Below are 16225 nucleotides of genomic sequence, written 5' to 3'. Positions count from 1 at the left end.
TGCTGTCCGCATACTGAACACCACGTGACACCACGTATACCGATACCGAACACCATCCGAGGGAGTGCCGCCCGTGCCCGGTGAGAATCTGTCCCGCGACGAGGCCCGGGAGCGGGCCGCCCTGCTGTCCGTCGACGGGTACGAGGTGTCCCTCGACGTGCGCTCGGCCGTCGGTGCCGCGCAGGGCGAGGGGCCGCGCACGTTCCGGTCCGTCACCACGATCCGCTTCCGCTGCAACGAGCCCGGCGCGAGCAGCTTCGCCGACCTGGTCGCGCCGAGCGTCACCGCCGTCAGCCTGAACGGCCGCGACCTCGACCCGAGCGAGGTCTTCGACGGTGCCCGGATCGCCCTGGAGGACCTGGCCGCCGACAACGAGCTGGTGGTCGACGCCCAGTGCGCGTACTCCCGCACCGGCGAGGGACTGCACCGCTTCGTCGACCCGGAGGACGGCGAGGTGTACCTGTACACCCAGTACGAGCCGGCCGACTCGCGCCGGGTCTTCGCCAACTTCGAGCAGCCGGACCTCAAGGCGCCCTTCCGCTTCGAGGTGCGCGCGCCCGAGGAGTGGACGGTGTGGTCCAACGGCGCGGGTGAGCGTGCCGACAGTGTGTGGCGGTTCGCGGAGACGAAGCCGATCTCGACGTACATCACCTGTGTCGTGGCCGGTCCGTACCACTACGTGACCGACTCCTACGAGCGCGTCTTCGAGGACGGCACCCGGCTGGAGATCCCGCTCGGCGCCCTGTGCCGCAAGGGTCTGGCGCCGCACTTCGACGCGGACGACGTCTTCCTGATCACCAAGCAGGGGCTGGACTTCTTCCACGACCACTTCGACTACCCGTACCCCTTCGGGAAGTACGACCAGGCGTTCGTGCCCGAGTACAACCTCGGCGCGATGGAGAACCCGGGGATGGTGACGTTCCGGGAGGAGTACATCTTCCGCGGGAAGGTGACGCGGGCGTCGTACGAGGGCCGCGCCAACACGATCCTGCACGAGATGGCGCACATGTGGTTCGGCGACCTGGTCACCATGGAGTGGTGGGACGACCTGTGGCTGAAGGAGTCCTTCGCCGACTTCATGGGCGCGTTCGCGAACGTCGGCGCGACCCGCTTCAAGGACGCCTGGATCACCTTCGCCAACCGCCGCAAGGCCTGGGCCTACCGCGCCGACCAGCTCCCCTCCACCCACCCGATCACGGCCGACATCCGTGACCTGGAGGACGCCAAGCTCAACTTCGACGGCATCACCTACGCCAAGGGCGCCTCCGTGCTCAAGCAGCTGGTGGCGTACGTCGGGCAGGACGCCTTCATGGAGGGCGCCCGGCGCTACTTCAAGCGGCACGCGTACGGCAACACCCGGCTGGGTGATCTGCTGTCGGTCCTGGAGGAGACCAGCGGCCGGGACATGGCGGCCTGGTCGCGCTCCTGGCTCCAGACGGCCGGCCTCAACTCGCTGACGCCGCAGGTGCTGCTGAGCGCGACGGGCACGGTCGACGAGCTGGCGGTCGTGCAGGAGGCCGCGGAATCGCACCCCGAACTGCGCCCGCACCGCGTCGCGGTGGGCCTGTACCGGCGCACGGCCGAGGGCGCGCTTGAGCGGTACGCGCGCGCCGAGGTGGACGTCGAGGGCCCGCGCACGGTGGTGGCGGAGCTGGCCGGTGCCGAGGCGCCCGAGCTGGTCCTGGTCAACGACGACGACCTCACGTACTGCAAGACGCGGTTCGACGCCACCTCGCTGGCGACGCTGCGCGAGCACCTGGGTGCCCTGACCGACCCGCTGGCCCGTGCCCTGTGCTGGTCGGCGCTGTGGAACATGACGCGGGACGCGCTGCTGCCCACCCGGGACTTCGCGGAGCTGGTGCTGCGGTTCGCCGGGCGCGAGTCCGACATCGGCGTCCTGCAAATGCTGCACGCCTGGACCGGCTCGGCGCTGGTGCACTACGCCGCGCCCGACTGGCGGGAGACCGGCGGGCGGCTGCTCGGCGAGGGCGCGCTGCGCGAGCTGCGGGACGCGGCGCCGGGCAGCGAGCAGCAGCTGGCGTGGGCGCGGTTCTTCGCGTCGGTGGCGTCCGAGGAGGCGGACCTGGCGCTGCTCCGGGGGCTGCTGGAGGGCACCGAGAAGATCGACGGCCTGGACGTGGACCAGGAGCTGCGCTGGGTCTTCCTCGCCCCGCTGGCGGCCCACGGCAAGGCCGACGAGGGCGTCCTGGCCGCCGAGCTGGCCCGCGACGACACGGCCTCCGGCAAGCGGCACCAGGTGCGCTGCCTGGCCTCGCGTCCGTCGGCCGCGGTGAAGGCGCAGGCGTGGGCGCAGGTCGTGGAGTCCGACGCGCTGTCGAACGCGCTGGTGGAGGCGACCATCGCCGGCTTCGGGCAGCCCTCGCAGCGGGAGCTGCTCGCGCCGTACGGCGAGAAGTACTTCGCGGCGATCGAGCGGGTGTGGGCCGAGCGGTCCATCCAGATCGGGATGGACGTGGTCCGGGGCCTGTTCCCGTCGCTGCGGGACTCCCGGGACACGCTGGACGCGACCGACGCGTGGCTGGCGGCGCACGCGGACGCGGCGCCGGCGCTGCGCCGGCTGGTGCTGGAGGCGCGGGACGACCTGGCGCGGGCTTTGCGGGCGCAGGCTTGTGACGCGGCCTCCGACGGTCGGTGAGTTGTCGGGCTCGGTTGTTCGTCGGGTGCGGGTGCGGGTGCGTTGCGGCTTGTCGCGCCCGCGCGGCGGAGCCGCACATCGATACGGCCCCGCGCCCCTCAGGGGCGTTGCTCTGCCCTTCGCCGAAAATCCTGGCCAATGATTGAGCGTTCCGTCGTCGTTACGGAATCCGGGCAATAGCAGCCGTAACCCCTGGTCCCACCCTTTCGGACCAGGGGTTTCGGCATCCGAACACCCGTCCTTTAGTCCGGCCTTGTCCCGGTTCGGCGATGGGCGTGTAACAGGGGTTAAGGGGCGGATCGGGCGCGGGAAATTGCCGGTCATGACGCACAACACCCCGCTCTCCCCCCGCCCCCGCCCGCTCCACGAACTGGCCGACGGCCGGCGTCGGCTGATGACGTCCGCCCAGCTGCGGGCGCACGGTGTCACCGCCGCCCAGGCCGGCGAGCAGTGCCGGCCCGGCGGCCCCTGGCAGCAGCTCCTGCCGAACGTCGTCCTGCTGCACCCCGGCCCACCGACCAGTGACGAGCGGCTGCACGCGGTCCTGCTCTACGCGGCACGGGACCGCACCTGCGGCACGGCATCCGGCGTGACCGCCTCGGTGCCGGTCCAGCCGGGCGGGGAGCAGCCGCCGATGCCCGCGTACGCGGAGGCGATGATCACCGGCCTGGCCGCGCTGACGCTGCACGGCTTCTCCGCCGCTCCCCCGCTGTCGTCCCTGGACCTGATCGACGTCCTGGTCCCGCGGCTGCGCCGGCTGCGCACGACGGGGTGTGCGCGCATCGTCCGCACGGCCGCCCTGCCGACCGCCGTCGAGGTGACCGGGGTTCCGGTGGCGCCGGTGGCGCGGGCCCTGGCGGACGCGGTGGCCGAGCTGACCGACCCGGCCACGGTCCGCCGGCTGCTGACGGAGGCGGTGCGCGGCGGGCACTGCGAACCGGCCGCGGTGGTACGGGAGCTGAACCGGGCCCGGCTGCTCAGCCGCCCGCACGTGGTGGACGCCGTGGACTCGCTGGTCGCCGAGGGGCGGGCGCTGGCCGAGCAGCGGTTGTACCGGATGGTGCGCGAGCACGGCCTGCCCGAACCGGTCTGGAACGTCGACCTGCGGCTGCCCGGCGGCCCCCACCTGGGCGGCGTGGACGCCTTCTGGCCCGAGCACGCGGTGGCGCTGGAGCTGGACACGCGGGCGCACCGGCAGCAGGAGGACGACGCCGTCTGGGCGGAGCACGCGCGCAAGCGCGAGCACTTGGAGCGGCTGGGGATCACCGTCGTGCACGTCACCCCGCGCAAGCTGCGGGACTGCCCGGACCACCAGGCGACCGTCGTGCGCACGGCGCTGATGGCGGCCGGGGACCGGGAGCCCGCGGCGTACGTCGTGGTGCTGCCCCGCTAGATCACGGTCACTCGGTGCAGAACTCGGCCTCGATCACGGCCTCGCCGTCGCCGGACCAGTCGCCGTTGAAGTTGAAGGCGAGCGCGTGCCGGCCGTCCCGGGTCGTCACCGCCTCCGAGGAGGAGCCGTGGATGCCGCCGGCGTGCCCCCAGACCGTCACCCCGCAGTCGAGCTCCCGCTTGATCAGGCCGAGGCCGTACTCGGCGCCGTCCATCGCGGGGACGGTGTCCGTCATCTCGGCCAGCTGCCCGGCGGGCAGCAGCCTGCCGCGGAACAGGGCGGTGTAGAAGCGGTTCAGATCGGCCGAGCTGGAGACGGCCTCGCCCGACGCGCCGGCGATGGACGGGTTGAGCCGCGTGACGTCGTACGCCGGACCGGTCGCGGTGGCGGCCAGCTTGGAGTAGGCGCGGCTGCTGGGGCGGGGCAGGCCGGTGCGGGTGCCGGGGAAGGAGGTGGCGCGCAGGTCCAGCGGCTCGATGATCCGGCGGCGCACCTCCTCGCCGTACGGGCGGCCGGTGGCCTCTTCGATCACCAGGCCGGCCAGGACGTAGTTGGTGTTGGAGTAGGTCCAGGAGGTGCCGGGCGCGAAGTACGGTGCGTGGGCCGTGGCGATGGCGACCAGTTCGCGCGGGGTCACCGTGTCGTAGCGGTGCTCGAAGAAGCCGTCCTTGAGGAAGTGGTCGCGGGCGAATCCCTCGTCCTCCGTGTAGTTGTAGACGCCGCTGGTGTGGTTGAGGAGCTGGCGCAGGGTGATCCGGGCGCCGTCGTGGCCGTGGCCCGTGACCACGCCCGGCAGCCACTGGTCCACCGTGTCGTCGAGGGAGAGCCGTCCCTCGGCCTCCAGTTGGAGCAGCACGGTGGCGACGAAGGTCTTGGTGATGCTGCCGACCCGGTAGCGGTCCTGCTCGGAGCGCGGCTGGCCGGTGCGCAGATCGCCCACTCCGGCGGTCGCGGACCAGGTGCCGCGGCGGTCGCGGGCGGTCGCCGTGACGCCGGGCACGCCGTCCTCGACGGCGGCCTGGAGGGCCCGGCGGGTCGCGTCGTGGCCGCCGGTGGCGGCGGGCGCGGCCGCGGCGGGCCCCGCGACGGCCGCCGACAGGGCCACGGCGGTGGCCGCGAGCAGGGCGGCTCGTACACGTACGGTCATGTCTTCCCCCATCCTCGGTACTGCTCGGTCCCGGGAGAGACCGCACCGACCGCAAGAGGGTTGCCGTGGTCCGGGACGGTTGAACGTGATTCGGCCCCTTTTCACCCGCACCGGTGCCGTGCGGTGTCGTGGGGTGCCGGGCGGGCGGCACCGCGGGGTCCCCGGGATTGTCCGGGGCCGCCCCTTGTGTCCCCGATGACGTATGGCGGAAGTACGCCATGCCTTCGTCCCGCCCCGGACAACTCTCCCCAATCAGTGATCCCTTGAGTAAAGCTGAGCGGTCGTCCGGGATCGGATTCCGGACTGTCTCGGCCAAGGCCGATCGGGCTTGGCCGTACCGCTCGTTCCTTCACCCCAAGGGATGCCGATGACCAACAGCCCCCAGCGCGAACCGATACCGGGCGCGAGACGCGCGGCCCGCCTGGCCGTGGCCACGGGCCTCGCCGCCGCGCTCGCCGCGGTCGGGCCGGTGCCCGCGGCACTCGCCGCCGACGGTCCCGCGACGACCGCGCCTCCCGTCGACGCCTCGGTCAAGTCCGCCCACGACAAGCTCGGTTCCGACGACGCGGACCTGCTCGCCGAGGCGAAGGCCGACGGCGAGAAGAACGTCACGATGATGGTCGCCACCGCCCCGGGCCGGACCGAGCAGGTGGCGAAGGAGCTGGACGGGGTCGCCGGCGGCACCGTCGGCCGCACCTACGACGAGCTGGGCTACGTACGCGCCACCGTCCCCACCGCCAAGGCGGACTCGGCGATCGCGGCCGCCGCGAAGCTCTCCTCCGTGCACGGCATCGACCTGCGCGACGAGATTCCGCTGGACGACCCGACGCCGAGCGCCGACATGGCGAAGGGCGCCGCGCACCAGGGCCGTTCCTACCCGGCGCCGAACCGCCGGACCCCGGCGAAGAACCCGTACAACCCGTCCTTCGAGACGGGCGCCGTCGACTTCGTGGAGAAGAACCCGAAGTCGGACGGCCGCGGCGTCACCATCGGCATCCTCGACTCCGGCGTCGACCTCGGCCACCCGGCGCTGCGGAAGACCACCACCGGCGAGCGCAAGATCGTCGACTGGGTCACCGCCACCGACCCGGTCGTCGACGGCGACCGCACCTGGCGCCCGATGACCACCTCGGTCTCCGGGCCCACCTTCACCTTCGGCGGGCAGACCTGGACGGCGCCCGCGGGCGCGTACCGGGTCAGCACCTTCCTGGAGTCGTACACCACCGGCGGTGACGCCAAGGGCGACGCCAACCGGGACGGCGACACCACCGACTCCTGGGGCGTCCTGTACGACGCGAAGGCCGGCACGGTCCGCGTCGACCTGAACAACAACCACGACTTCTCCGACGACACCCCGATGAAGCCCTACAAGGACGGCTTCCAGGTCGGGTACTTCGGCACCGACGACCCGAAGACGGACGTGGCCGAGCGCCAGCCCTTCGTGGTCGAGGTCCGCAAGGACGTCGTCTACGACTCCGCCGGCGCCAAGGCGGACTTCGTCAACATAGGCGTCATCGAGTCCGAGCACGGCACGCACGTCGCCGGGCTCGCCGCCGCCAACGGGCTGTTCGGCGGCCGCATGGACGGTGCCGCACCCGGCGCGCAGATCGTGTCGTCCCGCGCCTGCACCTGGAGCGGCGGCTGCACCAACGTCGCGCTGACCGAGGGCATGATCGACCTCGTCGTCAACCGCGGCGTCGACATCGTCAACATGTCGATCGGCGGCCTGCCCGCCCTCAACGACGGCAACAACGCCCGCTCCGAGCTGTACACCCGCCTCATCGACACCTACGGCGTGCAGCTGGTCATCTCCGCGGGCAACGACGGCCCCGGCGCCAACACCATCGGCGACCCCGGCCTCGCCGACAAGGTGATCTCGGTCGGCGCCTCCATCTCCCGCGAGACCTGGGCCGCCGACTACGGCTCCGCGGTGCGGACCAAGTACCAGATGATGCCGTTCTCCTCGCGCGGCCCGCGTGAGGACGGCGGCTTCGCGCCGACGCTGACCGCGCCCGGCGCCGCGGTCAACTCCATCCAGACCTGGCTGCCCGGCGCCCCGGTCCCCGAGGCGGGCTACGACCTGCCCGCCGGTTACGGCATGCTCCAGGGCACCTCGATGGCCTCCCCGCAGGCCGCGGGCGCCTCGGCGCTGCTGCTGTCGGCGGCGAAGCAGGCCCGCGTCGACCTCACCCCGGCGAAGCTGCGCACGGCGCTGACCTCCACCGCCGACCACATCAAGGGCGTGCAGGCGTACGAGGAGGGCGCGGGTCTCATCAACATCCCCGACGCCTGGAAGTCGATCCGGCGCGGTGCGAGCGCCCACGAGTACACGGTGAAGGCGCCGGTCGACACCGCGATCGACCAGTTCCTCGAGACCCCGGGCTACGGCACCGGCCTCTACGACCGCGAGGGCGGCCTGAAGGCCGGGCAGAAGAAGACGTACGAGATCACGCTCACCCGCACCACCGGCGCCGACCGGCCGGTCCGGCACGAGCTGGACTTCGAGAACAACGCGGGGCACACCTTCCGGATCGCCGGACGGGACGAGGTGTACCTGCCGCTGAACCGGCCGGTCACCGTCGAGGTCGAGGCGCGGCCCGGTTCCGCCGGTCTCAAGAGCGCGATCCTGGAGGTCGACGACCCGCGCACCCAGGGCGTCGACAAGCAGGTCCTGACCACGGTCGTCGTCTCCGCCCCGCTGACGTACGACTTCTCCGCGAAGAGCTCGGTGCAGCGCAACGACACCACGTCGTACTTCGTGACCGTCCCCGAGGGCGCGAAGGCGCTGGAGGTGGCGATCGGCGGGCTCGAGACCGGGAGCCAGACCCGGTTCATCTCCATCCACCCGTACGGCGTCCCGTCCGACAACACCTCGACGCCGTACTGCTACAACAACTACCTCGACGGCAACGGCTGCCGCCCCGACGTGCGCGCGTACGCCGACCCGCAGCCCGGCGTCTGGGAGGTCGAGGTCGAGGCCCGGCGCACCTCGCCGCTGCTCGACAACCCCTACGAGCTGGACGTCACCGTGCTCGGCGCGGACTTCGACCCGGAGGTCGTGACCGTGCCCGAGGCCAAGGCCGGCGCCCCGGCCGACGCCTCCTGGACGGTGACCAACCGGTACGCCCCGCTCGACGGAAAGCTGGTCGGCGGCCCGCTCGGCTCGTCCGAGACGTCCCGCCCGACGATCAAGCAGGGTGAGACGGCCACCTCCACGGTCGAGGTGCCCGAGGGCGCCGAGTCGCTGGACGTCGCCATCGGGGGCGTCTCCGACGCGGCCGCCGACCTGGACCTGACGGTCTACGGCGCGGACGGCGCCGTCGTCGCCCAGTCCGCCGACGGCGACTCGGAGGAGTCGGTCTCCCTCGCGAAGCCGGCCGCCGGTACGTACACCGTCGAGGTCGCGGGCTACTCGGTGCCCTCGGGCAGCACGGAGTACGACTACCGGGACGTGTACTTCGCCGCCACCCTCGGCTCGGTGACGGTGGACGACTCGGCGACGGTGAGGCTCGGCACGGGCGTCTCCGCCACGGTCTCCGGCAGCGTCACGGCGCTGGCCGCCGCCCCCGAGGGCCGCGAGTTCTTCGGCCGGGTCCAGCTGGTCAACGCCCGCGGCACGGTCGCGGGCCTCGGCAGCGTACGGATCGGCAAGGTCGTGCCGTAGTCCGGTGCGGTACGGGCGGCGGGGGCGGGCGCGCCGGGTCGGGCGCCCGCCCCTTTCGCCTGCCCCGGGTGGTCAGTCGCAGGTGAGGGTGCGGGACTCGGGGAGGACGGCGGTGATCCGGGCGCGGGCGGTGGCGATGTTCCGCTCGCCGGTGATCACCGTGTCCGCGGCGGGCCGGTCCCGCAGGGCGCCGACCAGCACCCGGTCGCCGGGGGCGAGGGTGGCGAGGCCGTCGTCCAGGACGAACGTCGTCGTCGGTCCGGTGCTCCCCCCGGGGGCGTAGGCGTGCGTGACGCGCAGGGTGATCCGGTGCCGCGCCGTGCCCGGCACCGGTTCGGCGGCGGTCACCGTGCCCTCGGCGACCAGCCGGGCGCAGGCGAGGTAGCGGGGGGTGCCGAAGACCACGGCGGCCTCCTGGCCCGCGGCCGGGCTCGACGGCCGCGCCGCGGACTTGTCGGCCGCGCTGCTCGCCGCGTCCTCGGAGGCACCGCTGCCGCTCTGCACGACCAGCCAGCCCAGGCCCGTGACGACGACCCCGGCGCAGGCCGCCGCGAGGACGCCCAGGGCGAGGCGGAAGGGGCGGCGGCGCCGGGCCGGTGGTGCCGCCGCCTTCGGGCGCTCTTGCGGGACGGGCTCGCCCAGGGCGTCGCCGAGCAGGTGCAGCTGCTCCCGCAGCAGCGCCACGTCGGCCGTCGCCGACCGGTGCTCGCCCCGGGCGTCCGCCCCCGCGTCCGGCGGCAGCGGCTCGCCCGTGATCGCGGCCATCAGCGCGTCGTACCCGTCGTCGTACCCACCGGGGTGCTGTTCGGCGGCCATCTCACACCACCTCGTCCTCGTGCAGGCGGGCGCGCAGGGCCCGTACCGCCGTGTGCAGCCTGCTCTTGACCGTGCCCTCGGGGATGCCCAGCTCCTCGGCGATGCCGCGCACCGGCAGGTCGGCGTAGAAGCGCAGGACGAGGACCTGGCGCTGGGCGTCCGGCAGCTCGTCCAGGCCCTGCGCGACGGCGAGGGACAGGACGCTGGCGTCCTCGTCGCCGGGGTGCTCCGTCTGGCGCAGCGCGGCCAGCCGTTCGCCGAGCCGGTCCTGACGGCGCCTGGCCCGGTGCCAGTCCATGGCCAGGTTGGAGGCGACGACCGCCGCCCAGGCCGACACGTCGCGGGGCGCCTCGCGGCCACTGGCCGTCCGTTCCAGCAGCCGCAGGCGGACCTGCTGCACCCCGTCCGGCAGGTCCGCCTGCGGCACCCCGCCCAGCGCGAGCACCGCCCGCACCCGGCGTTCCTGTGCCGCGTCCAGGGGGTCGTCGCGTACGTCGTCCCCCTGGCCGCGGCGGGCCCTTCTGCGCAGCAAAGCCATTCCTCCCCCGGCCACGTTTCCCCTAGGACGCGCGAGGAGCCCGAAACGTTCGCCCCGGCGGCCGCCTTTCGGCGCGAGGCGTATGTCACATCGTCGTGTGGGGCGGGAAGGGATGGGCAGGGGCGGACCGAGCCTCGGCGTCCCAAGGCGCGGGCACATCGCGCAAAGGATTGGACAGGCGGGCCGGGCTTCGCCCCATGATGGAAAAGTCTCGGCCGAGCAAAGCGCGCGTGAAGACACGCGTACGAACGGAGAAGGAGTCACCGTGAGGGTCGGAATCGTCGGAGCCACCGGTCAGGTCGGCACGGTCATGCGCAGGATCCTCACGGAGCGCGACTTCCCGGTCACCGAGCTGCGCCTGTTCGCCTCGGCGCGCAGCGCGGGCAAGGAGCTGGACGGCGTGACGGTGGAGGACGCGGCCACCGCCGACTACTCCGGGCTCGACATCGTGCTGTTCTCGGCGGGCGGCGCGACCTCCAAGGCGCTGGCCGAAAAGGTCGCCTCGCAGGGTCCCGTCGTGATCGACAACTCCTCCGCCTGGCGCCGCGACCCCGAGGTGCCCCTGGTGGTGTCCGAGGTGAACCCGCACGCGATCGCCGACCGCCCCAAGGGCATCATCGCCAACCCGAACTGCACCACGATGGCCGCGATGCCGGTGCTGCGCCCGCTGCACGCGGAGGCGGGGCTCGAAGCCCTCGTCGTCGCCACCTACCAGGCGGTGTCCGGCTCCGGCCTGGCCGGCGTGGACGAGCTGTTCGAGCAGGTCCAGAAGGTCGGCGCGGACGCCCCCAAGCTGACCCACGACGGTTCGGCGGTGGAGTTCCCGAAGCCGGACAAGTACGTGGCGCCGATCGCGTACAACGTGCTGCCGCTGGCCGGCTCCCTCGTCGACGACGGCCTGCACGAGACGGACGAGGAGCAGAAGCTCCGCAACGAGTCCCGCAAGATCCTGGAGATCCCGGAGCTGAAGGTGTCCGGCACCTGCGTGCGCGTGCCCGTCTTCAGCGGCCACTCCCTCCAGATCAACGCCCGGTTCGCCCGCCCGATCAGCGTGGCGCGCGCCAAGGAGCTGCTGGCCGGCGCCCCCGGCGTGGCGCTCACCGAGGTGCCGACGCCGCTGGAGGCGGCCGGCCAGGACCCGTCGTACGTGGGCCGGATCCGCCAGGACGAGACCGTGGACAACGGCCTCGCCCTGTTCGTCTCCAACGACAACCTGCGCAAGGGCGCGGCCCTGAACGCGGTGCAGATCGCGGAGCTGGTGGCGGCGGAGCTGTCCGCCAAGTAGTCCACCGCTTCCCAGGGGGGGCGGTCACCCGGTACGGGGTGGCCGCCCCTCTGCCGTGTGCCGCCCGGTCGATGCGGAGTGTGGCAATCCGGCCCGCCGGTCGTGCCGATCGTGTGAAGATCACGCCATGACGGTGATGACGAAGGGCGGCAATCTGCCCGTTCCCGCGGCCGCCCTCCAGGTGGCGGTGACCTGGCGGCAGGGCGCCCGGGTGCCGGACGTGGACGTTTCGGCCCTGCTGCTCGACGCGACGGGCCGGGTCCGCTCGGACGCCGACCTCGTCTTCTACAACCAGCCGGCGCACCCGTCGGGCGCCGTGCGCCACCTGGGCAAGGGCCAGGGGGCCGACGGCACGGGCGCCGACTGGCTGTGGCTGGACCTCGCGGCCGTCGAACTCGGAATGGACCGGGTCGTGGTGGCCGCGTCCACCGACGCAGGAACGTTCGGGCAGGTGCCCTTCCTGGATGTCCGGGTCGCGCTGCCGGACGGGCAGCAGGTCGCCTCCTTCACCATCGGGGACGCCTCCACGGAGACCGCGTTCGTCTTCGGCGAGTTCTACCGCAGGAACGGCGGCTGGAAGTTCCGCGCGGTGGGGCAGGGGTACGCCTCGGGTCTGGCCGGGCTCGCCACGGACTTCGGCATCTCGGTCGCCGAGGACCCCGCGCCGGTACCCGTGGCACCGCCGCCCGCGGCGCCTGCGCACCCGGCACCGGTCGCCGCGTCCTTCCCGGCCCCGCCCGCCGACCGCCTGGCGGCGGAGCTGGCGCTCTCCTTCCCGCCGTTCACGCACCGCGCCTCGGGCAAGGAGCGCGTCACCTGCCCGCCGAACCTGCCGCCCGGCGCCCGTGTGGTCGTCGAAATCGAGTGCAGGGACAGCATCTCGGTGCACATCGACTCCTGTGACGCGTACGGACGCGCCGACCGGGATCTGCTGTCGACGTACGAGGACGAGGTGCACGCCCGCACGTTCGCCACCGTCCCCGAGGACCGCCCGCTGTCCCTGGTGGTGCGCGCCGACACGCCCTGGACGCTGCGGGTGCTGCCGCTCGCCCATGCCCGGCGCCTGGTGCACAGCCTCAACGGCAGGGGTCCGGACCTACTGGTGTACGAGGGTTCCGCGGGCGTGCTGTCCTTCGTCCACCAGGGACAGAGCAACTTCGTCGTCTGGCACTATTTCACCTCGGACGACCCCGAGTGGCAGGACGACGAGGAGGACCTCCTCGTCAACGAGGTCGGCCGCCTCGACGTACTGGCACCCGTCCGAGCCCCCGGTCTCCTGCGCATCGAGGCCGACGGCCCGTGGCGGATCGGGGCGGGCGGCTGAGCCGGGCGGGTCTCAGCCGCGGCGCACCTCGTACAGGAAGCAGCCGTACTCGACGGCCCGGACGTGGACGAACGCCACGGCCGGGTCGTCGAACGCCTCCCGGAGGGCGGGCGCGAAGGCGTCGGCGCCCTCGACCAGCCGCCCGCCCAGGATGTGCCCGTCGGCGGAGTAGCGGCGCAGGGTGCGGTGCGCGTGGGTGAAGGCGAGGCCCTCGCCGTCGGGTCCCGCGCACTCCTCGGCGTGGACGAAGACGGGCCCCTGCTCGTCGTAGGCGCCCGGGTCGGCGCCCGTCCGTGCCGCCCAGCGGCGCAGCGGGGCGTAGGAGACGAGCGCGATCCGCTCACCGGCGCGGCTGCGGCGCAGGCAGCAGCGCAGCGGGGCGCCGCCCTCGTCGTCGGTCGTGGGCGCGGGGACGCGGCCCGCGTCGTCGGTGGCGCGGAGTTCCTCGAGGACGCCCGGCGGGATGGGCTGTGCGGTGTGGCCGTTCATGGGTCCAGGCTCGCGCGCGGGCGCGCCGGGCACCGGCGGGAAATGGACATCGCGTTCCGTCCCGGCCACGTGGAAGGATGGCGCAACCCACACATAACGAGGAGATGACCGCGTGCCTGGCACAAACCTGACTCGCGAAGAGGCGCGGCAGCGGGCGACGCTGCTGACCGTTGACTCGTACGAGATCGATCTCGACCTCACCGGCGCGCAGGAGGGCGGCACCTACCGGTCCGTGACCACGGTGCGCTTCGACGTCGCCGAAGGCGGCGGCGAGTCCTTCATCGACCTGGTCGCGCCGACGGTCCACGAGGTGACGCTGAACGGCGACGCCCTCGATGCCGCCGAGGTGTTCCAGGACTCCCGCATCGCCCTGCCGGGCCTGCTGCCGGGACGCAACATCCTGCGCGTGGTCGCGGACTGCGCGTACACCAACACCGGCGAGGGCCTGCACCGGTTCGTCGACCCGGTGGACGACCAGGCGTACCTGTACACCCAGTTCGAGGTGCCCGACGCGCGCCGTGTCTTCGCGAGTTTCGAGCAGCCGGACCTGAAGGCGACGTTCCAGTTCACCGTGAAGGCCCCCGAGGGCTGGACGGTCGTCTCCAACTCGCCGACGCCCGAGCCGAAGGACAACGTCTGGGAGTTCGAGCCGACCCCGCGCATCTCGTCGTACATCACGGCGCTGATCGTCGGCCCGTACCACTCGGTGCACAGTGTGTACGAGAAGGACGGCCAGTCCGTGCCGCTCGGCATCTACTGCCGTCCCTCGCTGGCCGAGCACCTCGACGCGGACGCGATCTTCGAGGTCACCCGGCAGGGCTTCGACTGGTTCCAGGAGAAGTTCGACTACGCGTACCCGTTCAAGAAGTACGACCAGCTCTTCGTGCCGGAGTTCAACGCGGGCGCGATGGAGAACGCGGGCGCGGTGACCATCCGCGACCAGTACGTCTTCCGCTCGAAGGTGACGGACGCCGCGTACGAGGTGCGCGCCGCCACGATCCTGCACGAGCTGGCGCACATGTGGTTCGGCGACCTGGTCACCATGGAGTGGTGGAACGACCTGTGGCTGAACGAGTCGTTCGCCACCTACGCCGAGGCCGCCTGCCAGGCCGACGCGCCGGGGTCGAAGTGGCCGCACTCGTGGACGACGTTCGCCAACCAGATGAAGACCTGGGCGTACCGGCAGGACCAGCTGCCGTCCACGCACCCGATCATGGCGGACATCAGCGACCTGGACGACGTGCTCGTCAACTTCGACGGCATCACGTACGCCAAGGGCGCCAGCGTCCTCAAGCAGCTCGTGGCGTACGTCGGTGAGGACGCGTTCTTCCGGGGCGTGCAGGCGTACTTCAAGCGGCACGCGTTCGGCAACACCCGCCTGTCCGACCTGCTGGGCGCGCTGGAGGAGACCTCCGGCCGCGACCTGAAGACCTGGTCGAAGGCGTGGCTGGAGACGGCCGGCATCAACGTGCTCCGCCCGGAGATCGAGACGGACGGCGAGGGTGTCATCACCTCCTTCGCCATCCGCCAGGAGGCCCCGGCGCTCCCGGCGGGTGCGAAGGGCGAGCCCACCCTCCGCCCCCACCGCATCGCGATCGGCGCCTACGACCTCGACGGTGCCGGCAAGCTGGTGCGCGGGGAGCGCGTCGAGCTGGACGTCGACGGTGAGCTGACGGCCGTGCCGCAGCTGGTGGGCAAGGCCCGCCCGGCGGTGCTCCTCCTGAACGACGACGACCTGTCGTACGCCAAGGTGCGCCTGGACGAGCAGTCGCTGGCCGTGGTCACCGAGCACCTGGGCGACTTCGCGGAGTCCCTTCCCCGCGCCCTGTGCTGGGCGTCGGCGTGGGACATGACCCGGGACGCGGAGCTGGCGACCCGCGACTACCTGTCGCTGGTGCTGTCCGGCATCGGCAAGGAGTCCGACATCGGTGTCGTGCAGTCGCTGCACCGCCAGGTGAAGCTGGCCATCGACCAGTACGCCGCCCCCACCGCCCGCGAGGCGCTGCTGACCCGCTGGACCGAGGCCACGCTGGCCCACCTGCGGGCCGCCGAGGCGGGCAGCGACCACCAGCTGGCCTGGGCGCGGGCGTTCGCGGCGACGGCCAGGACGCCGGAGCAGCTCGATCTGCTGGACGCGCTGCTCGACGGCACGCAGACGATCGAGGGCCTGGCCGTCGACACCGAGCTGCGCTGGGCGTTCGTGCAGCGGCTGGCGGCCGTGGGCCGGTTCGGCGGCTCGGAGATCGCCGCGGAGTACGAGCGGGACAAGACCGCGGCCGGTGAGCGCCACGCGGCCACCGCGCGGGCCGCCCGTCCGACCGAGGCGGCCAAGGCGGAGGCCTGGGAGTCGGTCGTGGAGTCCGACAAGCTGCCGAACGCCGTCCAGGAGGCGGTCATCGCCGGCTTCGTCCAGACCGACCAGCGCGAGCTGCTGGCGTCGTACACGGAGCGGTACTTCGAGGCGCTGAAGGGCGTCTGGGAGTCCCGCTCGCACGAGATGGCCCAGCAGATCGCGGTCGGCCTGTACCCGGCGGTGCAGGTGTCCGAGGAGACCCTGGACCGCACGGACGCGTGGCTGGCCTCCGCCGAGCCGAACGCGGCCCTGCGCCGGCTGGTCTCGGAGTCCCGCTCCGGCGTCGAACGCGCCCTGCGGGCGCAGGCGGCGGACGCGGCGGCGGCCGAGTAGGCGCGCCGCACTACGCGGTCAGTCGCGTACGAGGGGGCGTCCGGTGCGCGCGTCGCGCCGGGCGCCCCCTCGCGTGCGCTCGGGCGGGTGTTCAGTGACGCGCCTCCGCCACCGCCCCCAGGGCCGCCGGCACAGTGGTGATCGCGGGGGCGGCCAAGGAGCCGGTTCCAGGCAGGCGGTCACCGAGCAGGCAGTCCGTACGAGGGGGCGTCCGGTGCGCGAATTGC

Annotated in this window: 10 protein-coding genes; 6 read left to right on the top strand and 4 right to left on the bottom strand. The window is 72.7% G+C overall.

Translation table 11 applies throughout. From position 1 onward, the window contains the following. Positions 1 to 73 precede the first annotated feature (73 nt). Both pepN (B9W62_RS25515) and B9W62_RS25510 read left to right on the top strand, forming a co-directional pair. Positions 74 to 2656 (top strand): aminopeptidase N, encoded by a 2583-nt coding sequence (pepN, locus tag B9W62_RS25515; RefSeq protein ID WP_179235661.1) that lies wholly within the window; start codon positions 74 to 76, stop codon positions 2654 to 2656. Positions 2657 to 2978: 322 nt separating this feature from the next. Continuing rightward, complete coding sequence (locus tag B9W62_RS25510) at positions 2979 to 4049, top strand: hypothetical protein (protein WP_179235660.1); 1071 nt, start codon at positions 2979 to 2981, stop codon at positions 4047 to 4049. A 7-nt stretch (positions 4050 to 4056) separates the two neighbouring features. Here the strand turns inward: B9W62_RS25510 and B9W62_RS25505 are convergent, their stop codons facing one another. Continuing rightward, positions 4057 to 5196 carry a serine hydrolase domain-containing protein gene (locus tag B9W62_RS25505; RefSeq protein WP_087809329.1) on the bottom strand — a complete coding sequence of 380 codons (1140 nt, stop codon included), beginning with the start codon at positions 5194 to 5196 and terminating at the stop codon, positions 4057 to 4059. Positions 5197 to 5563: 367 nt separating this feature from the next. Between B9W62_RS25505 and B9W62_RS25500 the strand changes: the two genes are divergently transcribed. After that, positions 5564 to 8860, top strand: a complete 3297-nt coding sequence (locus B9W62_RS25500; RefSeq protein WP_087809328.1) for a S8 family serine peptidase — start codon at positions 5564 to 5566, stop codon at positions 8858 to 8860. Positions 8861 to 8932: 72 nt separating this feature from the next. On the opposite strand, the gene B9W62_RS25495 is transcribed toward B9W62_RS25500, so the two are convergent. Next, the gene (locus B9W62_RS25495) at positions 8933 to 9676 is read right to left on the bottom strand and encodes a hypothetical protein (protein ID WP_087809327.1); all 744 of its coding nucleotides are present in this window, start codon (positions 9674 to 9676) and stop codon (positions 8933 to 8935) included. 1 nt (position 9677) lies between these two features. Then, positions 9678 to 10214, bottom strand: a complete 537-nt coding sequence (locus B9W62_RS25490) for an RNA polymerase sigma factor (protein WP_087809326.1) — start codon at positions 10212 to 10214, stop codon at positions 9678 to 9680. A gap of 265 nt (positions 10215 to 10479) precedes the next feature. Here B9W62_RS25490 and B9W62_RS25485 point away from each other — a divergent pair, with 265 nt between their 5' ends. Both B9W62_RS25485 and B9W62_RS25480 read left to right on the top strand, forming a co-directional pair. Then, positions 10480 to 11499 (top strand): aspartate-semialdehyde dehydrogenase, encoded by a 1020-nt coding sequence (locus B9W62_RS25485; protein ID WP_087809325.1) that lies wholly within the window; start codon positions 10480 to 10482, stop codon positions 11497 to 11499. Positions 11500 to 11626: 127 nt separating this feature from the next. Continuing rightward, positions 11627 to 12823: a TerD family protein gene (locus tag B9W62_RS25480; protein WP_087809324.1), complete on the top strand. Its 1197-nt coding sequence runs from the start codon at positions 11627 to 11629 to the stop codon at positions 12821 to 12823. Between the two features lie 12 nt (positions 12824 to 12835). Here B9W62_RS25480 and B9W62_RS25475 read toward each other — a convergent pair whose 3' ends face one another. Continuing rightward, positions 12836 to 13312, bottom strand: coding sequence for a DUF1203 domain-containing protein (locus tag B9W62_RS25475; protein WP_087809323.1), 477 nt, complete (start codon positions 13310 to 13312; stop codon positions 12836 to 12838). Between the two features lie 112 nt (positions 13313 to 13424). Between B9W62_RS25475 and pepN (B9W62_RS25470) the strand changes: the two genes are divergently transcribed. Continuing rightward, entirely contained in the window at positions 13425 to 15998 is a 2574-nt protein-coding gene (gene pepN, locus B9W62_RS25470; RefSeq protein WP_087809322.1) for an aminopeptidase N, read from the top strand. Positions 15999 to 16225 lie beyond the last annotated feature (227 nt).

It is taken from the genome of Streptomyces sp. CS113, assembly GCF_002188365.1.
Lineage (GTDB): Bacteria > Actinomycetota > Actinomycetes > Streptomycetales > Streptomycetaceae > Streptomyces > Streptomyces tendae.
The sequence above is the reverse complement of the archived record's forward strand: the minus strand, read 5'-3'. Positions and strand labels throughout refer to the sequence as shown.